Below are 21,688 nucleotides of genomic sequence, written 5' to 3' on the forward strand. Positions count from 1 at the left end.
ATGGAGCATCGCCTGCCCGACGGCGTCTACGCCGCCAGCCTCACGCCGCTGACGGCGGATCTGAAGGTCGACCACCCCCGCCTGGCCGCGCATGCGCGGTGGTTGCTCGACAGCGGTTGCGCGGGTCTGGCGATCATGGGGACCACCGGCGAAGCGGTGAGCTTCAGTGTGTCCGAACGGACGGAACTGCTCGAACGCCTGTTGGACGCCGGCATCCCGCCTTCCCGCATCATGCTCGGCGTGGGCTGCTGCGCCCTGCCGGACACAGTGGCCCTCGCGCGGCATGCGCTCGATCATGGAGTCCATGGCCTGCTGGTGCTGCCGCCGTTTTATTACAAAAACGTGCGCGACGCCGGCCTCATCGCCGCGTTCGACGCGCTCATTCAGCAGATCGGCTCCGCATCGCCCGAAGTCTATCTTTATCATTTTCCCCAGATGACCGGCGTCCCCTTTTCCCTGTCCGTCATTGATCGGCTGCTGGCCGCCTATCCGGGTGTCGTCGTCGGGGTGAAGGATTCGGGCGGGAACGTGGAGAACATGCGCGCCATGGCGCAGGCGTTTCCTGGCTTCCGGGTGTTCGCCGGCAGCGAGAAGTTTTTGGTGGATGTGCTACGCGCCGGCGGAGCCGGCTGCATATCCGCCACCGTCAACCTCACGGCCCGCCTCGCGGCGGAGGTGTATGATGCCTGGCAGTCCCCACAGGCGGACGACCTCCAGCGCCGCATGTCCGCTGTCCGGCAGGCCATCGAGTCCTTCCCCATGATTCCTGCGCTCAAATTGCTGACCGAGCTTCGAACCGGAGCCGAAGGGTGGCGTCACATGAGACCGCCGGTCACGCCGCTGACGCCCTCGGAGGAGGACGCCCTCCAGGCCGCCTACGCGGCGGCTCTGGCGGAGGTCCAATCCCCCGTTTAAGAACCAGTCTCTCCGCTCAAAAGGCGTCTATGGCATCCACATCATCCGATATGCAGCGTTCGTTGACTCTCATCAAGTTTGCGATGGTGTTGACGGTAGCGATCGCTGTAACACTGACGTATTTCCTGGGTAGCCGGGTGGAACCGCTGTTTCCCCCCGATCATCCGATCGTCGTGGGTTATTTCATCGCGATGCTGCTCGCGCTGGCCGGCGTGGTGTTCGTCTTCAGACGCAAACGCGATCAGGCCGGCGTGGGGCGTCAATTTCTGTCGTACACACTTGTGTGCTGGGCGGCCGGGGAAGGGGTCGTACTATTCGGCGCGATGATGGGGGTGTTCTCGGGGAATAAGACGTTTCTCTACGCCGGCGCCGTCGCGTTCCTGATCATCCTGTTCCTCGTTCCGCAGACGGCTCGTAAGGACGCCTAAACGCTCGAATGCCGTCCATATAGAGCGATTTGCGCGATTCGTCAGATCACTTCTGTAGACCCGCGGGCCGTGACGACCTGTACTAGAGGCGCGCCCGAGACCGACTTCCGTTTCGACCTGGAAGCGTGTGGTCCGGGCTGTACGTGGCGCCGATCGTACTCGTAAGCATCCCCGATAGGTCGCATGATGATTCCTGAAGATATGATCCCCGTCCAACGGCCGGACGTCCTCTCGCAGGGTGTTCTGGAGGAGATGGTCCTCTACGACGGCAACTCTGAAATGGGGTTCTCCCTCAACGCATCCGCCAAGGCCATCTGGGATGCCTGTGACGGATCGAAGACCGTGGTGCAGATCTGCGAGGATTTGAGTGGCGTGTTCGACATCCCGGCCGGCGAACTCCTCGTCGACGTGCGCCTCGCGCTGGAGCAGTTCCTGGTGCTTGGCCTGATCCAGGACAAACAGTCGCTGGTCAATAACGAGGCCGACGTCGCCTGATACGGATTATGCAGACGCTTTTTGTTTCGTTTGGCAATCAGGAAGTCGCCGTCGCCGGAGAGGTCGAGGAAGTCCTCGTCCCGCTGGCGCACAACTTTCGCGAGCTGCTCGTCCCGGTGCCGTATAAACTATTGGACACGCTGACCGTTCGTCGGGAGGGCGATCGCTACGTGGTGGATGGGGCCGACCAGTTCGGCGACCACGACGGCACGCTCCATGGCGCGATGCAGTGCCTCAAGTTCGAGATCGTGTTCCGATTCGTGCGCGAACACCGGGAGCTGTTGTGGCTGCACGCCGGCGCCGCCGCGAAGGGAGGCCGGGCCGTCGTGATGTGCGGTACCTGGGGGCGCGGCAAAAGCACCCTCGTATCCAACCTGTGCCTCCGCGGCTGGTCCTACCTGTCGGACGACATCGTGCCCGTCTCCCTTGAAACCGGCGAGCTGGTGCCGTTCCCCCTCACGCCGCAGATGCGCGAGCACGCCGCCACGGAGGACGACCGCCTGCTGAGCCCCGGCGAGGTGGCGCAACTCGAAAAACGCACCATCGAATTGCGCGAGGGCCAGATCGACGCCGGCCGCTGCGCCATCGCCGCGCTCATCTTCCCCCAGTACAGCCCAGAGGCGGACATGCGGCTCGTCCGCACCGCCCCGGCCTCGGCCACGCTCGAACTGCTCCAGAACTGCCTCAATTTAAAAATGCACCGGGGCGAGGCGGTCCGCTACCTCGGCAAACTCGTCGAGCGCACGCCGGCCTTTCACCTCCCCTACCGCCACGGCGAAGCCGCCGCCCAACTGCTCATTCACACCCACGCTCAGGGGTTTCCGTTTTGAAGGGTTCCAGGTTCGAGGTGTAAGGTTTAAGGGGTGTTGGCGGACAGGCGCGGCACCAGCCAAAATTCCGTCTGCCGGCCGTCGATGTATCCCACCTCGTCCCCGTCGAAAAAGGCGTCCTCCTCCAGCATGATCCGCACGTCTTTCCCCCATTCCGGGACGGCTACGGTGGTGTTGAGCTCAATCGAATAAGCGGTGTTCAGGTACAGCGGGTAGTCACCCGTGCCGGGTACGCCGCCCTGGCTGTCCCACATCCCGATCGCCGGCCCGGCGGCATGCCCGTGGAAGCCAATGGGGTGGGTGTAGATGGACGGCCGCTGCCCCTCGGCAATGGCCTGTGCCCGGGCGGCCGCCAGCATCTCGTTGCCGGTGCGGCCGGTCTGGAACTGACTCGTCAGGATGTCCTGTAGCCGATTCCCCGCCGCCAGCGCGGCGCGGAGGCCGGCCGGCGCCTCGGTCTCGCCCGGTTTCAGGACATAGGCGTGCTGCTGGGTGTCGGTGTTGAGGCGGAGGTAGGTGATCCCGAAATCGACATGCAGGAGGTCGCCCGGCAGGATGGTGGTTTCCCCGGGCCGGGTGGAGAAATCGCTCCGCGCGTCGGCCGTATCGGCACGCTGGACGTCCACGCTCGGGTGGAACCAGGTGACAAGCCCCAACGACCGGATACGCTCGCGAAACCACCATTCGAGGTCGGTGGTGGTCGTTACGCCGGGTTGGATGGCCTGCTCGGAGAGCCCCTCGGCGATGATGGCGTGGGCGATGCGCACGATCATCGGGTAGAGCTGCATCTCCTGCTCAGTGCGCGTTTCGAGCCAGCCCACGGCCAGGTTTTCAGCAGAGACAATCCGGCCTCGCAGGCCGGCCGGCAGCGCCGACGTCAGGGCGTCGAACTCGGTGTCCGTCATCCCGTCCGCATGGGCGAAGGTGCTCGACCGGTTGAGGGCAATCTTGCGGGGATTTCGCTCGGCGATCAGCGCCGCGAGGCGCTTCCACTGGTCGGGCTCCTCCTCGGGGTTCCAGGCGGCCGGAAAGGCGTTGCCGACGGCGTAGCGGGCGACGGCCAGGCGCTCCAAGCCCGCCTCGTCGCCCCGGTCGTAAAAGAGGAGGATCGTCCGCCGGCGCGCCGCGAGCCAGGTGGCCGGCAGCATGGTTTCGATCACCGGATCTTCGTTGTACTCGCGCCCCACGATCACCCACATATCGATCCCCTCCCGCCGCATCAATGCCGGAACGACGGTTTCGAACCGATCGAGCAACACCCGGTCGATCACTGCCGCCTGCTCACGCAGCGGGAGAATCGCCGGCATCGGGAGGTGTTGAGCCAGCAGAGAGGATGGGGTCAGGAGGAGGAAGAGGAAGAATAGACGCATTGATTAGCGAGTAGTGATTAGGCAATAGCGATTAGCGAGGGGGGTGGGATGATCACCTCGTCTCTTTCAGCACCGTCATCCTCGCGAACGCGGGGATCCATACATACATCAAAAATTACAGGGAATCACATCTGGAACCGCAAACGAGATATTCTCATGCCTTCTATGGATCCCCGATCGGGGTCGGGAGCCTGCCCCGGGCCTGACCGGGGGATGACGACAAAAAGAAAACGCTCATCAGCCCTTAATCCTGAGAAAACGCTCAATGACCATCGCCCATTGACCATCGACGATCGCCCATCAATCATCACCCATACCGCCGTTCCGGCGGACGCACCGCCAGCGAATCGGGGATGGCGTTACTCTGAGGATTCGGGTTCACGACCGAGACGAGCGGCAGGTCGAGGGCGGTCCAAAACTCGCCGAGGGCCTGGATGAGGAATTCCTGCTGGAGCTCCACCATGTCCGGGTCGAACCGGCCGAGGGAGTCGAGGTGGTCCTGGATTTCCAGGTAGAGGACACGGGGCCACTCGGGGAATTTTTCGTTGGCCTGTTTGAGCAACGCGAAGAGGTCCTGCGAGGCCCGCTCGAAGTCGTGGCCGGCTTCGATGATGTGGTATACCGACACCGTGTTGTCGAAGCTCATCCAGATGCCGGGCGCATCGGGTTTGTTGAGGCGGGGATGATCGGCGGTTCCATCGGCGCGGGTGTTGGGTTGGCGGACAAGAGTGCCCCTCCAACGCGATGCCGCCGGCGAAGGTTCAGGCGGCCCGCGTGTAACGGAGGGTCACGGTGGTGCCTACGCCTTTTTCGCTTTCGAGGGCGATGACGCCACCCATGGCGTCTACAAGCCGCTTCGCGATCGCGAGGCCGAGGCCGGCACCTTCAAAGGGGCGGGTGATGCCCGTGCACTCCTGCTGGAATTCGCGGAAGAGGTGAGGGAAGAACTCGGCCGAGATGCCGACGCCGGTATCCTGTACGATAAGCGTGACGGCGTCTTCTGTCGAGGCGACGATGATCTGGATCGCACCAAGACTAGTGAATTTGAGCGCGTTGCTGAGGATCTGCTTGAGGACACGGGTGGAGGCTTCAGGGTCGATGGACGCCATGACGGGCTCCGCCGGCGCGTGGAAGTGCCACAGCAGACCCCGGGCAATGGCGTCCTCCCGGAAAGGCGTCGCGACTTCGGCGACATGAGCGCCGAAGTCCGAAAGGGTCGGTTCGAACGCGAGCAGGTGATCTTCCTGCTGCGACAGATCGAGCAGCGCGCCGAGCGTATCGAAGAGCCGGCCGGCGCTTTTTTCGATGAGTGCCGCGAACCGGCGATGGGTCGCGTCTTCCTGGGCGCCAAGCAACTCCGCGAACCCCAGGATCGAAGTCAGCGGGGTGCGGATCTCGTGGCTCATAATCGACAGGATCGACGAGTCGAGCAGGTCGACGGCCGGCGGCGGCCACCCGGTCTTGTCGATGCGCAAGACACCCAGATAACGGCGCGCACCAGTTGCCGGGTCGTGTTCCACCAGCTGCACCGCATGTTGCATCCTCCGGTGCCCGGCGTCCGGGATGCGGAGGCGGACGCAGACGGTGTCCGACTGCTGGAGGCTCAGGGCCTGGTAGGCGGCGAGCATCGGGCCGGCGTCGTCCGGATGCACCATGTCGGTCCAGCGCAGCGGCTGCGAGGTGTCGAACCGGATGCCAGTCACTCGGCCGAACGCGCTGGAGGCGCGCTGGAGCCAGCAGGTGCCGTCGGCCTCCTGGGTGAGGGCGAACGAGCAGGCCGATGTCAGCCCGGCGAGTAGATGGTTACCGGCGTCGAGTTCCCGGTTGGCCTGTTCGAGCCGTTGAAGCGCGGTGATGTCCGCCGCCATAAACGCGCAGGCTTCGATCTGCCCGAGCGCGTCGTACACCGGGAGGAGCCGGCACGAGAGGCGGCGGATGCTGCCTGCCCGCGTGCGCATCTTGAGGTCGAGCCCTGAAATCCGCCGGCGGTTAAAGACGCGCTGGACGATGGTGTCGAACCCCCCGGTGACGGCGTCTTCGGCCAGTAAGGGGGTGATTGGCTGTCCGAGCACCTCGTCCTGGCTGTAGCCGAGGGTTTCCGCGCAGGCCGGGTTCCAGTTCAGGACCCGGCAGGTGGCGTCCACGGCGAAGAGCGGGATCGGGAGGCCGGCGGTCATCCGTTCGTACAGCGCTTCGACGCGGGACACACGTGCCTGAGCCTCTTGCAAAGCCTGTTCTTGCACCCTCAGCCGGTGATGCGTGCTCAGCTCGCTGACCCCGATCGACGCCATATCGTGCAGCAGCTTGATATGCCCGTTTGCAAACGCCCTCGGGGCGCGGTCGACGATACACAGGAGGCCTACGGGGTGGCCGGAGGTGTCGATGAGCGGGGCGCCGGCGAAGAAGCGGATGCCGGCGTTGGTTACCCAGACATCGTTGGCGAAGGCGGGCTCGAGGTCGGTGTCCGGTACGATGAGGCTTTTTCCGGGGAAAACAAGCGCCGGGGAGAGGAATCCGCTCTCCGGTTGTGCGGCCAGGTCGATGCCGAAGCAGGCCATGATCTGGAGCAGCTCGTCTTTTTCGTAGAGGGCGACAAACGCCCCCGGCGCGCTGAACATGCGGGCGACCGTCATGGCCAGCCGGCGGACGGACTGTACGATGCGTTCGTCCCGACGGTCGAAATCAAGCGGCCTGGCCGGCAGGTCCCGGTTGGCCGCTAACGAGCTTCGCCACATAGGCGTGGGCAGGGTTCAAAGATGCGGGTCGGCGACGCAGAGAGAGCCGGCGGCGGAAGAGGGGTGATGCCGATGGGGAAGGCGTGGGCGCGTCGGTGAAAGGATATAGTATATTCAGTGCATCTTATTTTAGATCATTCTTTTTGAGCGCCGGGTTGTCGCCTTTGGCGCATGGTTAGGGGCGTTTTTGGTCTGCGGATTCTCCACACTCGACTCCACCTCAGGCTACCGGCTCGTTGGTCTCTTCCTCTTCTTCCTCGATCTCGTCCGTGTCATCGAGGTCGTCGCCCTCGCCCATGAATGCATCGAGGTTGATCTCCTCTTCATTCCCGTTCTGGAAGCGCCGCGTGCGCTCCAACTCGTCGCGGAGATAGGTCGATGTCGACGTCTCCATCCGCGCCAACTCTTCAGGCGTGCCGGCTCCCAGGATATGCCCGCCTTCCATGCCGCCGGTCGGGCCCAGGTCGATTACGTGGTCGGCGACCTTCACGACGTCCATGTTGTGCTCGATCACCAGCACGGTATTCCCCTTTTTTACGAGGGCGCGCAGGACGTTGAGCAGGTGCCGGATGTCTTCGAAGTGGAGCCCGGTCGTCGGCTCGTCCAGGATGTACAGGGTGCTGCCCGTCCCGGGTCGGCTCAGCTCTTTTGCCAGCTTCACGCGCTGGGCCTCACCGCCGGAAAGCGTCGTCGCCTGCTGCCCCAGTCGGATGTACCCGAGGCCTACCGATTCCAGCGTCCGCAACTTGCGCTCGATCCGAGGGACATTCTCAAAAAACGTCAACGCCTCGGAAACCGGCATCTCCAACACGTCCGCAATACTTTTTCCCTTATACAGCACCTCGATCGTTTCGGCGTTGTATCGCCGGCCTTTGCACGTTTCGCACGCCACGTACACGTCGGGTAAGAAGTTCATCTCTAGCTTGACAATGCCGGCGCCTTTGCAGGTCTCGCAGCGTCCTCCCTTCACGTTGAAGGAGAAACGACCCGCCTTATACCCCCGAATTTTTGATTCCGGCAACTGCGTGAACAGGTCGCGAATGTGCGAAAAGAGGGCGGTGTAGGTAGCCGGGTTAGACCGCGGCGTGCGCCCGATCGGGCTCTGATCGATGTCGATCACCTTGTCGATCTGATTCAAGCCCTGAATCCCCTGGTGGGGGAGAGGCACCAGCATGGCCCGGTGGAAATGGTTGGCCAGGATCGGGTAAAGCGTCTGGTTGATGAGGCTCGATTTCCCCGAGCCCGAGACGCCGGTGACGCAGATAAACGTACCCAGCGGCAGCCGGAGCGTATCCCCCTTCAGGTTGTGCCCGGTGGCGCCCGTCAACACGAGCCACGAACCGTTGCCGGCCCGGCGCTCACGCGGCAACGCAATCGTGCGCTCGCCCGAAAGGTACGACGCCGTGAGGCTTTCGTAGCCGTTAAACCCCTTCACCAGGCCGGCCGGGGCGGATCGCCCGACGATGTGGCCGCCGTATTCGCCGGCGCCGGGACCGAGGTCCACCACGAAGTCCGCCGCCTCGATCATCTCGCGGTCGTGCTCTACGACCAGGACCGAGTTGCCCATGTCCCGCAGCTGTCGCAGGGAAGAAATCAACTTGTCGTTGTCCCTCGGATGCAGCCCGATGCTGGGTTCGTCCAGGATGTACAACACGCCCACGAGCTGCGTGCCGATCTGGGTCGCGAGGCGGATGCGCTGGCTTTCGCCGCCGGAGAGGGTTCGCGCCGGCCGGTCGAGGCTCAAATACCCTACGCCGACGTTGATCAGGAACTCGAGCCGCTCCCGGATCTCCTTCACGATGGGCCGGGCGATGATCCACTCGCGCTCGGTCAATAACAACTGACCGAAATAGACGCGCAGGGCGTTGAGGTCCATGCGGACCAACTCGGCGATGTTTTTCTCCCCCAGCCGAAACGCCAGGCTTTCCTTGCGCAGCCGGCCCCCACCGCAGGCCTTGCAGGGCATCGCGCGCATGTAGCCCTCGGCCCACCGGCGGGCGGTGACCGAGGTGGAGTTGCTGTAGGTGTGCCAGATGTGCTGGTTGATGCCTCCATACCGATGCTTGTAGGCCACCTCGCGGTTCTTGTACGTGTATACGATCTCGAACTGTTCGTCGCCGGCGCCGTCCAGCAGCACCTGCATCTGGCTTTCGGTCAGCTGGTTGAGTGGCGTGTTGAAATCGAATCCGTGGATCTCGGCAACGGCCTTGAGCTGGCTGAACATCCAGATGTCGCGCGGCTTGCCGATCGGTTCGATGCCGCCCTGACCGATGGTTTTGGATGGATTCGGGATGATCAGCGCTGGATCCAGCTCCTGTTTGGTCCCCAGGCCGGCGCACTCGGTGCACGCGCCGTATGGAGAGTTGAACGAGAACGAGTTGGGGGATGGATCCTCATACGACAACCCGTCCTCCGGCGAAAACAGGTGCCGGCTAAACAGGAAGTCCGTCATCTTCTCGCCATCCAGCAGCGCCACCACCAGCGTGCCGCCCCCCATCCCGAGCGCGATGTCGATCGACTGGCTGAGGCGGGTGCGAATGTCCTCCTTGATCACCACGCGGTCGACCACGACTTCGATGTCGTGTGTCTTGTACCGATCGAGCTTCATGCCGTCGGTGATCTCCACCAACTCGCCATTCACCCGAACCCGCGTGAAGCCCTGCCGGCCGATCTGCTCAAAAAGCTCTCGATAATGGCCTTTGCGGCCCTTTACTACAGGCGCCAACAGCAGCAACCGCGTGCCTTCCTCAAACGCTAGAATGCGGTTGATGATTTCGTCGTCCGACTGTTTCCGCATCGGCGCTCCCGAGATGTAGGAGTAGGCCGTGGCGGCGCGCGCGTACAACAAGCGCAGAAAGTCGTAGATTTCCGTGACGGTGCCCACCGTGGAGCGCGGATTGCGGCTCACGGTTTTCTGTTCGATGGAGATAACCGGCGACAGCCCGTCGATGAAATCCAGGTCAGGGCGCTCCATCATCCCGAGAAACTGGCGAGCATAGGCGCTGAGACTTTCCATGTAGCGCCGCTGCCCCTCGGCATAAATCGTATCGAAGGCGAGGCTGGATTTACCCGAACCGGACAGCCCGGTGATCACGACCAACTGGTCCCGGGGAATATCGAGGTCGATATTCTTCAGATTGTGTTCACGCGCGCCCCGAATAATGATGCGCTCGTCCATGCTCTTCGCCGTTTATTGATGCCGATACGTGGTATTATCAGAGTGGAATTTATACACACACCTTTGAGTTTCCGGCTCGCACACATGTTTTTTACACATTCCTCGTTCTGGCCTAATCTGGCGGTTTGCTGCTGCCTCCCCGTTGCGCTCGCGGCCTGCGAGCCCGCACAAGATCCCGATGCGATTTCTCCGTCTACCGCGGTGTACTTCGAGGCCCTCATGCGCGGGCAGTCGGCCGCGTTTGCGGATACCGTGGAGATGGTCGTGCGAGATGCTGAAAGCTGGGACGCGTTGCTGGGCAGGCTTGAAACGCTGCTGCCCATGCCCCCCGTCGATTTTACAGATGCGATGGTACTGCTCGTCGCCGTCCCCACGCCGACGGGCGGGACGAACATCCAGTTCGATTCCGTCGAGGACGACGGACAAACCTGGATCGCCACCTACTCGATCGGTATGCCGGCGCGCGACTGCCGCGCGATCGACGGCATCGCCGTTCCATTTCAAGCTGTCGTCGTCCCCCGGAGCGACCGCCCCGTCCGGTTCGAGCATAGCATCGAACCCTATCCATGCACGATGCAATGATTACGTCATACTATTGGAAATTGCCGGGTAAAGATTAAATGGGAATGGGGGTGCGGTGATGCCACTGGAACCAGAAACGTCCCTTTAACCTGTAATTTTTAATCTGTAAGATCACCCTATGCGACCGCCATATCCACATGGGCGAGGGTCGGGTTGTCCACGCGAATGTCGCTCTCGATGTTGCCGTCGCGCAGCCGGACCACACGGCGGGCGTGACGGGCGACATCTTCTTCGTGGGTCACGACCAGGAGCGTGTTGCCCTGCCGGTACAGCAACTCGAATAGGTGCATGATCTCGTCACCGGTCTTCGAGTCCAGGTTGCCGGTCGGCTCATCCGCCATCAAGATGGAAGGCTTGTTGACGAGGGCGCGGGCCACAGCCACGCGCTGGCGCTGACCGCCGGACAATTCGTTGGGCTTATGAGACATGCGATCGCCCAATCCCACACTCTGCAACGCGCGTATGGCCTGTTCGCGACGGGCGGACTTCCGCATGCCGGCGTACACGAGTGGGAGCTCGACGTTCTGGAGACAGGTGACCCGGGGCAGCAGGTTAAACGTCTGGAATACGAACCCAATTTCTCGATTCCGGATCATGGCCAGCTCGTTATCGCTCATCTCACTCACACTCTGGCCGTTCAGAAAATAGGTGCCGCTCGTCGGGGTGTCGAGGCAGCCGATGATGTTCATCATCGTGGACTTGCCAGATCCGGATGGCCCCATAATGGCCACGTATTCGTTTACATCCACCTTCAGCGACACGCCGTCGAGCGCGCGCACCTCCTGATCGCCCATCTGGTAGACTTTTGTGACGCGAGTAAGCTCGATCAACGACTGGTCGGGATTCTTCATTGCAGCGCGTTGCGTTTGGGGATTAGCGGGGCCCGATGGCCGGGCGGCCTTTACGTTCTTCGAGCTTTACGGCGGCATCGGGCTCAAGTTGCCGGCTGATGGCGCTGTAGGGACCGATAATCACCTTCTCCGTACCCGTAAGACCGCTCTTGATTTCGATATGGGTATCATCCGAAATGCCGGTTTCAACCTCCAGCATCTGAGCCTTCCCGTCCACCATTACAAAGATGACTTTGCGCAGGTCCTCGACGACATTCTCCGGCTCACCCGCCTCCTGTACGCCGGCTTCCTGGTTGTCCACTTCCTGCATTGGCGTCGCCGACTCATCCGAGGCTTCCGCTTCGGCCTTGATTCGGTTGAAATCCCGAACCGTTACGGCCTGGATAGGGATGACGATGGCGTCACGCACCGTCTCGGTGAACACATCCACCGTCCCGCTCATTCCCGGGCGGAAGTTGGGCGATTCTAGCGGCGTCGGTGGGACTTCCTCCTGGCGCACGCCACGGGAAGCCGCCATCCCTTCCTTTTCGTCCAGATTGTGGGTATCCACGATCCGAATCTTGACCGGGAAGTTCGTCACTTGCTCCTGCGTGCCGGCGCCCGTGACGCGCGCCGAGTTCGCGATCTCGGTGACGACGCCACGGAAGCCGCGCTCCGGGTAGGCGTCGACTTCGATCAGCGCGGAATCGTTTAACGTGACGTTCACCACGTCGTTTTCGTTGACGTCTACTTCGATCTCCATCTGATCCAGCTTCGCCAGACGCATCATCTCGGTGCCGGCCATCTGGCTGGTGCCCACCACGCGTTCGCCCAACTCCACGTCCAGCATGCTGATCGTGCCGCTCATCGGGGCGTAAATCGCCGTCTTCGCCAACTGCTCTCGCACCTCCTTCAACTGCGCCTCGCTGCTGCGGACAGAGTATTCGGCGGCTTCGTAGCCGGCTTTAGCCACCTCAAACTGCGATTCCGTGCGCTGAAACTCGCTCTCGGAGACGGCCTGCTTATCGAATAACCCCCGCTGACGCTTGAGTTCGATCTCGGCAATCAACATGTCCGCACGCCGCTGAGCGAGCATGGCCTTGGACTGAAGCACGCTGGCCTCGCCGCGCTCCACCTGGGCGGCATAGTCGTCCTGACGGATGCGAACCAGCAACTGCCCCTGCTCCACATAGTCACCTTCGTTGATGGGAAGAGCTACAATTTCACCGGGCACGTCCGGGCTGATCTTAACCTCGATTTCCGGCTGAATCTTACCGGATGCGGTTACCATCTGGGTGATATTCCGCCGTTCAATGTCGGCTACTTCGACGACCAGCGACGTGTCTTTTTCGCCCAACACGCCGGCAGCGCGCAGACCCGCCAGCGCGCCGACCACCACCACAAGTCCAATCAGCAGGTACACAATCAGTCGTGTAGCTGACGTTTTTTTCTTCGCCATATAAGGTGGCCAACCCGGCCTTTCAAGTAGGGAGATGCGAAAGAGGCGCCCGAAGGCGCCTCCAAATAACCGTCAAACGGGCTTATGGTTGCTGAAACAACGGCTCGGTCGGATTGAGCCGGCCCATGTAGTAATCAATCAACTTTTTCTGGAAGAGAAAATCGAACCGGGCCTGCGTGCGGTCGCTCGCGGCTTGCACGAAGTTGGCGCGCGCTTGCGATAACTCCACAAGCGTCGCCGCGCCTACATTGTAGCGCTCCTGCTCCGCCGTGAGGGCCTGCTGAGCCGCGATTTCTTGCTTCTCGGTCACGTCGAGCCGCTTTTCGGTAGTGACGTAATCCAGGTACGCCTGCCGTACGTCCAGCGCGATGTTCTGCTGGAGGTCTTCCAGGACCAGACGCGAGTTATCGTACTGCACACGCGCTTGCTGGATAAAATTGCTGGTCTCGAAGCGATCGAAAATAGGGATGCTCAGGTTAAGTCCGATCGAGCTACTCCGGCGAATGTCGGTGAACTGGTCCGAAAAGCTGAACGTACTCTGGTCGTCATAATTCGAACTGGTATTCGCCGCGAGGCTCAGGCTCGGGAAGAAGCCGGATCGCGCCGCCCGGATACCCTCACGCGCCGCGATGATGTCATTTTCACGCGCCTTCAGGTCCAACCGCTGCCCGAACGCCTCCTGAAGCATCACGGGCACCTCGTATTGCTGCGGCATCAGAAGCGCATCGGTCACTTCCGGCGCTACGAATGCGTAAGCGCCGAAAGGGTCGAGCTGCAAGACTTGCATTAGGCCGACTTCGCCCAACTGATACGCCCGCTCGGCATTGATGAGGGTTAGCTCGGCATTGGCCGTGGCGGCCTGCTGCTGGTAGAGGTCCGAGATGGGACGCGAGCCCACATTGGTGAACTCCTCGATCTGAACGAGTTGCTGCCGTTGGGATTCCAGGTTCTCTTGCTGGATCAGGATCTGCTCCCGCCGTTCGAGAAGGTTGAGGTAGCTGGACATCACGTTGAACACGACTGTCTGCCGCTGCCGCTCAAAGTCGAAGTCGCTCGCTTCCAGGTTTCGCTGCGCCTGACGGTACGCCGAAACGCGCCCGAACCCATCGAACAGGGTGACCCGGCTACTCGCCGAGGCGTTCATGCGGTTCGTGGTCTGATCGACGAAGTCCAATACCTCCGTACTGAAGTTCCGGCCGTAGTTCTGGCTGGCGTTGGCGTTCATAGAAAGATCGGGAAGGAAGGCGCTTCGCTGACGCGAGAGGTTGATCGCGTCCAACTCCACGGTGTTCGCGGAGCGCATCAACGACACGTTCTGCTCGAGGGCGATACGTACAGCCTCATCGAAGGTGATCTGCGTGGGGGTTTGCGCCTGGCTGTAGCGGGGTGCGAAACCGGCGAGCGCAAGGAATACGCCGGCTACGAGCAGCGATGAAAAGCGATAAAGGCGCCAGTCGGGCGAGGGCTTTGGCAAAGTCATGACGGTTTCGGGACGAGCGAACAATCTGGATGTAATCGTAAACAACGCTCCTGTACGCCTCGTCACTTCAGTTGTTACGGGACGCCGGAAACGAGATCCCTTCGCTGACTTTCAACGGTGCGGGGCTCGTGCGGAGGGGGAGGGATTCGAACCCTCGATACCCGCGAAGGTATGCTGGTTTTCAAGACCAGTGCGTTCAACCGCTCTGCCACCCCTCCTACGATCCCGATCGGATGTAGATCGGGTTAAAAAGCGCCACTATTACGCGATACCGCGGGGGATGTTCAGGAATCTCTGCCGATGCGCTATTTTTTAACGTTCTTAACGTTCTCTTGCAATCGATCACACCCATGGACGCATCCCGTTTCCAGCCAGCCGGAGGCTCTGTCACGCTCTCCACCGCGACTGGCGTCGCTCGCATCAAGTTCACCACGCCCAACCACAATGCGCTCCCGGCCGAGATCCTGGCGCAGCTGGCCGATCGCATCGAGGAAGCCGGCCACGCACCCGACGTGCGGGTGATCGTTCTGTCGAGCGGGGGGGATCGGACCTTCTGCGCCGGCGCTGGCTTCGATGAACTCGCGGCCATTGACAACGAGGCCTCCGGCAGGCGGTTCTTTGGTGGATTCGCCCGCGTCATCAACGCCTGCCGGCGCTGTCCACACCTGATCATCGGTAGGATCCAGGGCAAAGCCGTCGGCGGTGGGGTGGGACTGGCGGCCGCGGTCGACTATGCGCTCGCGACGGAGCACGCCGCCGTCCGCCTTAGCGAACTGTCCATCGGCATCGGACCCTTCGTGGTCGGGCCGGCCATCGAACGAAAGATCGGGAACGCCGCCTTCGCGGCACTGGCGATCGATACAACCGAACGGCCGGCGTCCTGGGCGCACGAACACGGCCTTTACGCCGCGCTCCACCCCTCTATCGAGGCGCTCGACCGCGCCGTGGAAGACCTCGCCGCCCGGCTCGCCGGCTTCAGCCCGGATGCGTTGGCCGCGCTCAAGCACGTCCTGTGGGAGGGGACCGATCACTGGGAGACCCTGCTGGAAGAGCGTGCCGCCCTCAGTGGCCGGCTGGTGCTGGCCTCCGTGGCCCAGGAGGCGCTCCGCCGGATCCGGGAGCGCTGAGGTAATAGTTCAGCTACAACCGCACGATCTTCCGGGAGATCACCGCCGGCCCGGTCCGCAGACGGACCACATAGATGCCGGCGCTCGAGCGGCGGCCGCCGGCGTCCCACCCGTCCCATTCGGCCTGATGGCTACCGGCAGGTTGCCGGCCATTAAAAAGTGTCGCGACCCGACGTCCCTGGAGATCGAAGACCTCGATGGACACGGTTGCGTCTCCGGCCGGCACGGTGTAACGGACAACCGTCTCTTCCCGGAAGGGATTCGGAAAACTGGGATGCAACGCGAACCCATCCAGCAGCCGTTCCGCCTTCTCCGTCGATGTGGCGGTTGGCAGCGGCCGGAAAGCGATGCTGCGGGGCACCTGAAGGCCGCCCGCGGTGATGTCTCGTTCGTGCTTCCGGTCCTGCGCGTATTGCTGCACCACGTTCTGGCTGAACGACGTGACGTACATATGATTCAGATCGTCAAACGCGATACCCTGTGGGGTGTCCATATGGTGGGTGATCGCGGCGATGAACCTGCCCGTCGTATCAAATACCGCCACATTGTTGGAGCTGCCGCCTGAAACGTACAACAAGTCGCTAATATCGCGGGCGATACTCATCGGGCTGAGCAGCCCGCCGCCGGTGAACGTCTTCACGAAGGCGTCGGAGGGGGAGAACTTGACAACCTCGTTGGTAAGCGCGCTGGAGACGTAGCTGTTGCCATGGGTGTCGAATGCGACGCAGTTGGTGCCGTTTAATCCGCCTCCCGTAAACGAGCGGAGGAAGGCGCCATCGAGGTCGAAAACAACGACCTGATCGTTGTTATAGCTCCCGACGTACAATTCGCCAGCCGGGGAGATCGCCATCCCGGTAGGGCCGTCCAGTTCGGCGTGCGCGAAGGAGGTGATGTACGCCTCGTCGGACCCAAAAACAAGGATCTGGTCGTTGTTCTGACTGGCGACATACAGGCGGTCGTTGGGGCCGAAGACGACGCCTCGGGGGCCGGCGAGATGGTCCTGTATGATGTCGCGCAGGTAGACGCCCGTGGAGTCGAATACGGTCACCTTGTCCCCAGCGAAGCTGGATACGTAGAAGTTGCCCGTGCGCGCCGGCGGGAGGCGGGTTTCCGCGAGGAAGGGACGGGAGACCAGAAACAGGGAGAGCAGGGCGGCCAGGGTGAAGGAGAGGACCGATTTCATGTGCAAGCGGTGATTAATGTTGGTAATCGGAAGTCAGGACGGCGATGCCCACACGCGAAAAGATGGGCAAATCGGACCCTCATCCGGTCAACCTGCCATAATCCAGAAGGCGATCATGCCGAGTAGGGTACTGATGGCCATGGTCCACACCATGCCCAGACGGGTGCGAAACGTGGCGAAACCGGCAAACAGTGCTATGGCCACGAGGACGGGATCGAGGGTGGACCAGGACGGGATATAAAGCCGCACGCCATGCCAGTACGATTCGTCGACTACCCCAAACAGGGTGTGAAGGGCGAACCATAAAGCCAGGTTGAGCACAACACCGACGACCGCCGCGGTAATAGCAGACAGGGCCGCCGAAAGCGTTTTTTTGCCACGAAGATATTCGATGTAAGGTGCTCCGAGGAATATCCAGAGGAAACACGGCGCAAACGTCACCCAGGTTGTCACCACGGAGCCGAAGACGCCGGCCCACACCGGATCGATACCTGCCGCGTGTCGGAACGCGCCCATAAAACCTACAAACTGAACGACCTGGATCAGCGGGCCCGGTGTTGTTTCCGCCATTCCCAATCCATCGAGCATTTCGCCAGGCTCCAGCCAGTCGAATGTCGCGACCGCTTCCTGAGCGATGTACGCCAGCACGGAGTAAGCACCGCCAAACGTCACCACGGCCGCCTTGCTGAAGAACCACCCTTCTTGTACGAACACGCTCTCGGGTCCTAACCAGGCGGAGAGTACGAGTAGCGGCGCCAGCCAGATCGTCAGCCAGGTGATCGCGGTGCGAACGGAACGCATCGCGGCCGGACGCGCAACCGGTTGCAGTCGGTCGGTCGCAAAGGCGATCTCCTCGACGTTATCGGAGGTCTGGCGCGGCTTGATCACGTAGAACGATGATTCGTAAAATCGCCCGCCCCACAGACCCAGGACGCCGGCGGATAACACGATCCACGGGAACGCGATGCCGAGGAAGAAAATGCCAACAAATGCGAGGATCGCAATACCCAACATGACATTATTCTTCAACACACGTCGCCCGATTCGAAATACGGCTTCCAGGACAATGGCCAAAATCGCAGGCTTCAGGCCATAAAAGAGTGCCTCGATCGCCGCGGTTTGCTGGAATTTGGCATACAGGACACTCAGCGCGAGAATGGACAGAAACCCGGGTAGGATAAACAAACCGCCGGCCATAAGTCCCCCGCGTACCCGATGCAGCAACCATCCGACATACGTGGCCAGCTGCTGGGCTTCAGGACCAGGCAACAACATACAATAGTTCAGCGCGTGCAGAAAGCGGTCTTCACTGATCCAACGCTTCTCCTCGACCAGCACCCGATGCATGACCGCGATCTGGCCCGCAGGTCCCCCGAAACTATGAATGGCGATATACACCCAAACCCGAAAGGCCTCGCGGATGGAGATACCGTGGGACATGTGAGGGGCCGCGATTGTATCCTCGGGTCGAACATCGGAATCCTTGCCGGACATGTCTGTCTGCGGATTGATTAAGACGATGGGATAGACCGGGGCGCATGGAAAAAAACAAGCCCTGGAAGCATGCCTCCAGGGCTTGGGCGGAGAGGGAGGGATTCGAACCCTCGGTACGTATTGCTACGTACGTCGGTTTAGCAAACCGGTGGTTTCAGCCTCTCACCCACCTCTCCGGGTCGGGACCCATACCCTGGCGATGCAATCGATGTATCGCCGTGGCACGGAATGGCTGAATAGTGCGAAGTAGCGGTCTAACGCGCGATCCGAAGGCTGGTTCGCACGGCCGGGGGGAATTGTGTCGTGCTCGTTAGGCCTTCCCCAGCGCGTCGGCGCCGCTCGTGATTTCGATCAGTTCCTTCGTAATCGCATCCTGGCGCGCCCGGTTGTATTTCAACTTGAGGTCGCGAATCAAGTCCTCGGCATTGGAGGTCGCATTGTCCATCGCCACCATGCGCGCGCCCTGCTCGGCCGCGTTCGATTCAAGCAACGCCCGCCAGACAGTGAAGTGCAGGAATCGGGGCACGAGGACGTTGAGGATCGAAATCGGATCGGGCTCGAAGATGTAGTCGACCGACTGGCCTTCCTTCGTCTTCGCGACACGTTCGACCACGCGCTCCATCACCGGGGTACGAAACTGGTCCGGCGGGATCGGGAGCAACGGTTCGACGATCCGGTTCTGCGAGATCGTGTTTTTGAACTCGTTATAGATCACCTGAACTTCGTCCCAGCGGCCTTCCCGGTACCCTTCGACCGCCGTATTCACGATCCGGCTGGCGTCCTCGAACTCGAGATCGTTAAACACGCCTCGAAAGTCGCCGACGAGCTGGTGATTCCGACGACGGAAGTACTCATGCGACTTGCGGCCAATACAGATCAGGTGCAGGGCGCCGGCGGCATGATAGGATTCGTACCGTTCCTTGATCGTCTGTTCCGCCAGCTTGATGATGTTGGCGTTAAACGCGCCAGCGAGGCCACGATCGGCCGTGACGATGATCAACAACACATTTTTGACTTCATCGCGGGGCTGAAAAAGTTCGTGCGCGGAGGGGTCGATGTGCTGCTTCAGGTGACTGATGATCTCCCCGAGTTTGTAAGCGTAGGCCCGCATCTCGAAGGTGCGTTCCTGCGCCTTACGCAGCTTGGCCGCGGCCACCATCTTCATGGCGCGCGTCACCTGCTGGGTGCTCTTCACGGAGGAAATCCGCTTACGTATATCGCGAAGGCTCGCCATGGATGAAAGGTTTGAGGTTACAGGTTGGCAGGTTACAGGTTGGCAGAATCTAGTACCATGTCGCCAGGCAAGAGGAACCTGTAACCTGGAACCTGCCAACCTGTAACCAATCACTTGTTCAGGTAAACGCTCGCCAGATCCTGCGCCGTTTTCTTAAACGTGGCCGCGGCCTCATCCGTGAGCGTGCCGCCTTTGACGACGCTCTGGAGGACATCGGCGTGCGAGAGGGTCAGCCGTTCGAGGTATTCTTTCTCGAATTGCTTGATCTTTGCTACCGGAATCTCATCGAGCAGGCCTTGTGTGGCGGCGTAGAGGACGGCAATCTGGTGTTCGACGGGCACGGGCTGGTACTGACCTTGCTTGAGCACTTCCACAAGACGCTCGCCGCGGCGCAGCTGGCGCTGGGTGGCCGCGTCGAGGTCCGAGCCGAACTTCGAGAACGCTTCGAGTTCGCGGAACTGGGCGAGGTCGAGGCGAAGGGTGCCGGCCACTTTTTTCATGGCCTTCGTCTGCGCGTTGCCGCCCACGCGGCTGACGGAGATACCTACGTTGATGGCGGGGCGGACGCCGGCGTTGAAGAGGTCGGCCTCGAGGTAGATCTGCCCGTCGGTGATCGAGATCACGTTCGTCGGGATGTAGGCGGACACGTCGCCGGCCTGGGTTTCGATCACCGGGAGCGCCGTCAACGAGCCACCGCCCTTGATCTTGCCACGGAGCGACGGGGGCACGTCGTTCATCTGACGGGCCACGGCATCCGTGTTGTTGATTTTGGCGGCACGTTCGAGCAGGCGGCTGTGGAGGTAGAACACGTCGCCGGGATACGCTTCGCGGCCTGGCGGGCGCCGAAGCAAAAGCGATACCTGGCGGTAGGCGACGGCCTGTTTCGAGAGGTCGTCGTAGATCACAAGCGCATGCCGGCCGGTGTCGCGGAAGTACTCGCCGATACACGCGCCCGCAAATGGAGCGATGTACTGGAGCGGCGCTGGTGCCGAGGCCGGCGCGTTAACGATGACCGTATAATCCATCGCGCCATTTTCCTCGAGGGCGCGGCGCACGCTGGCCACGGTCGAGTTCTTCTGGCCGACAGCGACGTAGATACAGTAGACAGGCTTGTCCGTCTGGTGCGTTCCTTTCTGGTTGATGATCGCATCCACAAGAACGGCCGTTTTGCCCACCTGACGATCGCCGATGACGAGCTCGCGCTGGCCGCGGCCGATCGGGATCATGGTGTCGATGGCTTTGATGCCGGTCTGCAACGGCTCGGTGACGGGCTGGCGGTAGACGACACCCGGCGCCTTTCGCTCCAGGGGCATGTCAAACTTCTCGCCGCCAAGCGGGCCCAGGCCGTCAATGGGCTCACCCAGGGGATCGATCACCCGGCCAAGCATGCTCTCGGTGACCTGGATCGACGCGATGCGTTCCGTACGCCGGGCCTGGTCGCCTTCCTTGACTTTGTTCGCCTCGCCAAAGAGAACGGCGCCGACATTGTCTTCTTCGAGGTTGAGCACCATGCCGGTCACGCCGCTGCTCGGGAAACTGATGAGCTCGCCGGCCTGGACGTTGGAGAGACCGTAAATGCGTGCGATACCGTCGCCCACCTGCAAGACGGTGCCTACTTCGTAAATGTCCGTGCCTGCCGCGAAACCGCCCAGTTCCTGCTTCAGGACGGCAGTGACTTCATCGGGTCGAATAGCCGTTGCCATAAGTCTCTATCTTAAAAGTGCGTTAACGTCGTACGGTTCGGGAATCAATTTGTGGACAGCTTGCGCTGTTCCAACTGGTCTCTCAATTGGCTCAGTTGGTTAAGCACGCTGCGGTCGTACACCGTATCCCCGACTCGGATCACGACTCCGCCCAGAATAGTCGGGTCGAGATGCGTTTTTAGACGGACAGTCCGTCCCGTGAGGCGCTCCAGGGCGTCGCGTAGCTGCTTCTCTTCCGAGACCTCCAGTGGCAACGCCACTCGCGCATCGGCCTGGACCACGTTCATCTGGTCGTCGCGTAAGGCTCGGTAACTGCGGGCAACCTCCAGAAAGAGGTACTCCCGCCGCTTCTCTACCAGTAGGGCGAGAAACCGGGCCGTCACGGCGTGTACGCGCGGACCGAACAGCGTTGCGATCACGGCGCGTTTTTTCTCAGCGCTCAGGATAGGGTCGGCAAAGAAACGAGCAAGCTCCGACGAGGCGCCGAAGCTCTCCTGGATCATTGCCACGTCCGCATCCACCCGATCGATGGACGCTTCCTGTTCGGCCATCGCATACAGGGCCCGCGCATACCGCCTGGCAATCGTCTGGCTCATAAGGGAAATGGTTGGCGGGTTGGCAGGTTACAGGTTGGCAGACTGTGTG

The 21,688-nt window shown here is 61.6% G+C and carries 18 protein-coding genes and 2 tRNA genes; 6 read left to right on the forward strand and 14 right to left on the reverse strand.

Going from position 1 to position 21,688, the window contains the following annotated elements; translation table 11 throughout:
• From SH809_07935 to SH809_07950, 4 genes are all read left to right on the forward strand, one after another.
• Positions 1-915: dihydrodipicolinate synthase family protein (locus SH809_07935; GenBank protein MDZ4699619.1), on the forward strand; the 915-nt coding region annotated here is incomplete at its 5' end.
• 50 nt (positions 916-965) lie between these two features.
• Positions 966-1,343, forward strand: a complete 378-nt coding sequence (locus SH809_07940) for a hypothetical protein (protein ID MDZ4699620.1) — start codon at positions 966-968, stop codon at positions 1,341-1,343.
• Positions 1,344-1,526: 183 nt separating this feature from the next.
• Positions 1,527-1,838 carry a PqqD family protein gene (locus tag SH809_07945; protein MDZ4699621.1) on the forward strand — a complete coding sequence of 104 codons (312 nt, stop codon included), beginning with the start codon at positions 1,527-1,529 and terminating at the stop codon, positions 1,836-1,838.
• Positions 1,839-1,846: 8 nt separating this feature from the next.
• On the forward strand, positions 1,847-2,668 hold the full coding sequence (locus SH809_07950) for a hypothetical protein (protein MDZ4699622.1): 822 nt from the start codon (positions 1,847-1,849) through the stop codon (positions 2,666-2,668).
• 26 nt (positions 2,669-2,694) lie between these two features.
• Here SH809_07950 and SH809_07955 read toward each other — a convergent pair whose 3' ends face one another.
• The 4 genes from SH809_07955 to uvrA all read right to left on the reverse strand — a co-directional run bounded on the left by SH809_07955 (position 2,695) and on the right by uvrA (position 9,951).
• A complete protein-coding gene (locus tag SH809_07955; protein MDZ4699623.1) occupies positions 2,695-4,038 on the reverse strand; it encodes a M24 family metallopeptidase in 1,344 nt (447 codons plus the stop codon).
• A 307-nt stretch (positions 4,039-4,345) separates the two neighbouring features.
• Complete coding sequence (locus SH809_07960) at positions 4,346-4,684, reverse strand: hypothetical protein (protein ID MDZ4699624.1); 339 nt, start codon at positions 4,682-4,684, stop codon at positions 4,346-4,348.
• Between the two features lie 115 nt (positions 4,685-4,799).
• Positions 4,800-6,773: an ATP-binding protein gene (locus tag SH809_07965; GenBank protein MDZ4699625.1), complete on the reverse strand. Its 1,974-nt coding sequence runs from the start codon at positions 6,771-6,773 to the stop codon at positions 4,800-4,802.
• Between the two features lie 220 nt (positions 6,774-6,993).
• On the reverse strand, positions 6,994-9,951 hold the full coding sequence (uvrA, locus tag SH809_07970; GenBank protein ID MDZ4699626.1) for an excinuclease ABC subunit UvrA: 2,958 nt from the start codon (positions 9,949-9,951) through the stop codon (positions 6,994-6,996).
• An 84-nt stretch (positions 9,952-10,035) separates the two neighbouring features.
• On the opposite strand from uvrA, the gene SH809_07975 reads away from it, so the two are divergent.
• Entirely contained in the window at positions 10,036-10,533 is a 498-nt protein-coding gene (locus SH809_07975) for a hypothetical protein (protein MDZ4699627.1), read from the forward strand.
• Between the two features lie 116 nt (positions 10,534-10,649).
• Here the strand turns inward: SH809_07975 and SH809_07980 are convergent, their stop codons facing one another.
• The 4 genes from SH809_07980 to SH809_07995 all read right to left on the reverse strand — a co-directional run bounded on the left by SH809_07980 (position 10,650) and on the right by SH809_07995 (position 14,520).
• Positions 10,650-11,384, reverse strand: a complete 735-nt coding sequence (locus SH809_07980) for an ABC transporter ATP-binding protein (protein MDZ4699628.1) — start codon at positions 11,382-11,384, stop codon at positions 10,650-10,652.
• A 22-nt stretch (positions 11,385-11,406) separates the two neighbouring features.
• Positions 11,407-12,822, reverse strand: a complete 1,416-nt coding sequence (locus SH809_07985) for an efflux RND transporter periplasmic adaptor subunit (GenBank protein ID MDZ4699629.1) — start codon at positions 12,820-12,822, stop codon at positions 11,407-11,409.
• An 82-nt stretch (positions 12,823-12,904) separates the two neighbouring features.
• Complete coding sequence (locus tag SH809_07990; GenBank protein ID MDZ4699630.1) at positions 12,905-14,302, reverse strand: TolC family protein; 1,398 nt, start codon at positions 14,300-14,302, stop codon at positions 12,905-12,907.
• 131 nt (positions 14,303-14,433) lie between these two features.
• Positions 14,434-14,520 (reverse strand) — tRNA-Ser (locus SH809_07995).
• Positions 14,521-14,652: 132 nt separating this feature from the next.
• On the opposite strand from SH809_07995, the gene SH809_08000 reads away from it, so the two are divergent.
• Positions 14,653-15,429: an enoyl-CoA hydratase/isomerase family protein gene (locus SH809_08000; protein ID MDZ4699631.1), complete on the forward strand. Its 777-nt coding sequence runs from the start codon at positions 14,653-14,655 to the stop codon at positions 15,427-15,429.
• Positions 15,430-15,442: 13 nt separating this feature from the next.
• Here SH809_08000 and SH809_08005 read toward each other — a convergent pair whose 3' ends face one another.
• The 6 genes from SH809_08005 to atpH all read right to left on the reverse strand — a co-directional run bounded on the left by SH809_08005 (position 15,443) and on the right by atpH (position 21,639).
• Positions 15,443-16,612, reverse strand: coding sequence for a T9SS type A sorting domain-containing protein (locus tag SH809_08005; protein MDZ4699632.1), 1,170 nt, complete (start codon positions 16,610-16,612; stop codon positions 15,443-15,445).
• A gap of 87 nt (positions 16,613-16,699) precedes the next feature.
• Positions 16,700-18,106, reverse strand: a complete 1,407-nt coding sequence (gene chrA / locus SH809_08010) for a chromate efflux transporter (GenBank protein ID MDZ4699633.1) — start codon at positions 18,104-18,106, stop codon at positions 16,700-16,702.
• An 87-nt stretch (positions 18,107-18,193) separates the two neighbouring features.
• Positions 18,194-18,282, reverse strand: a tRNA-Ser gene (locus tag SH809_08015).
• A 134-nt stretch (positions 18,283-18,416) separates the two neighbouring features.
• Complete coding sequence (gene atpG, locus SH809_08020) at positions 18,417-19,340, reverse strand: ATP synthase F1 subunit gamma (GenBank protein ID MDZ4699634.1); 924 nt, start codon at positions 19,338-19,340, stop codon at positions 18,417-18,419.
• A 110-nt stretch (positions 19,341-19,450) separates the two neighbouring features.
• The gene (gene atpA, locus SH809_08025) at positions 19,451-21,043 is read right to left on the reverse strand and encodes a F0F1 ATP synthase subunit alpha (GenBank protein MDZ4699635.1); all 1,593 of its coding nucleotides are present in this window, start codon (positions 21,041-21,043) and stop codon (positions 19,451-19,453) included.
• Between the two features lie 44 nt (positions 21,044-21,087).
• Positions 21,088-21,639 carry an ATP synthase F1 subunit delta gene (atpH, locus tag SH809_08030; GenBank protein MDZ4699636.1) on the reverse strand — a complete coding sequence of 184 codons (552 nt, stop codon included), beginning with the start codon at positions 21,637-21,639 and terminating at the stop codon, positions 21,088-21,090.
• Between the last annotated feature and the right edge of the window lie 49 nt (positions 21,640-21,688).

The organism is Rhodothermales bacterium, from assembly GCA_034439735.1.
GTDB lineage: Bacteria > Bacteroidota > Rhodothermia > Rhodothermales > JAHQVL01 > JAWKNW01.

Bases quoted from the DNA above. Each gene is read 5' to 3' on its own strand.
- SH809_07940 (MDZ4699620.1), top strand. From the start codon at position 966: ATGCAGCGTTCGTTGACTCTCATCAAGTTTGCGATGGTGTTGACGGTA.
- SH809_07945 (MDZ4699621.1), top strand. From the start codon at position 1,527: ATGATGATTCCTGAAGATATGATCCCCGTCCAACGGCCGGACGTCCTC.
- SH809_07950 (MDZ4699622.1), top strand. From the start codon at position 1,847: ATGCAGACGCTTTTTGTTTCGTTTGGCAATCAGGAAGTCGCCGTCGCC.
- SH809_07955 (MDZ4699623.1), bottom strand. From the start codon at position 4,038: ATGCGTCTATTCTTCCTCTTCCTCCTCCTGACCCCATCCTCTCTGCTG.
- SH809_07960 (MDZ4699624.1), bottom strand. From the start codon at position 4,684: ATGAGCTTCGACAACACGGTGTCGGTATACCACATCATCGAAGCCGGC.
- SH809_07965 (MDZ4699625.1), bottom strand. From the start codon at position 6,773: ATGTGGCGAAGCTCGTTAGCGGCCAACCGGGACCTGCCGGCCAGGCCG.
- uvrA (MDZ4699626.1), bottom strand. From the start codon at position 9,951: ATGGACGAGCGCATCATTATTCGGGGCGCGCGTGAACACAATCTGAAG.
- SH809_07975 (MDZ4699627.1), top strand. From the start codon at position 10,036: ATGTTTTTTACACATTCCTCGTTCTGGCCTAATCTGGCGGTTTGCTGC.
- SH809_07980 (MDZ4699628.1), bottom strand. From the start codon at position 11,384: ATGAAGAATCCCGACCAGTCGTTGATCGAGCTTACTCGCGTCACAAAA.
- SH809_07985 (MDZ4699629.1), bottom strand. From the start codon at position 12,822: ATGGCGAAGAAAAAAACGTCAGCTACACGACTGATTGTGTACCTGCTG.
- SH809_07990 (MDZ4699630.1), bottom strand. From the start codon at position 14,302: ATGACTTTGCCAAAGCCCTCGCCCGACTGGCGCCTTTATCGCTTTTCA.
- SH809_08000 (MDZ4699631.1), top strand. From the start codon at position 14,653: ATGGACGCATCCCGTTTCCAGCCAGCCGGAGGCTCTGTCACGCTCTCC.
- SH809_08005 (MDZ4699632.1), bottom strand. From the start codon at position 16,612: ATGAAATCGGTCCTCTCCTTCACCCTGGCCGCCCTGCTCTCCCTGTTT.
- chrA (MDZ4699633.1), bottom strand. From the start codon at position 18,106: ATGTCCGGCAAGGATTCCGATGTTCGACCCGAGGATACAATCGCGGCC.
- atpG (MDZ4699634.1), bottom strand. From the start codon at position 19,340: ATGGCGAGCCTTCGCGATATACGTAAGCGGATTTCCTCCGTGAAGAGC.
- atpA (MDZ4699635.1), bottom strand. From the start codon at position 21,043: ATGGCAACGGCTATTCGACCCGATGAAGTCACTGCCGTCCTGAAGCAG.
- atpH (MDZ4699636.1), bottom strand. From the start codon at position 21,639: ATGAGCCAGACGATTGCCAGGCGGTATGCGCGGGCCCTGTATGCGATG.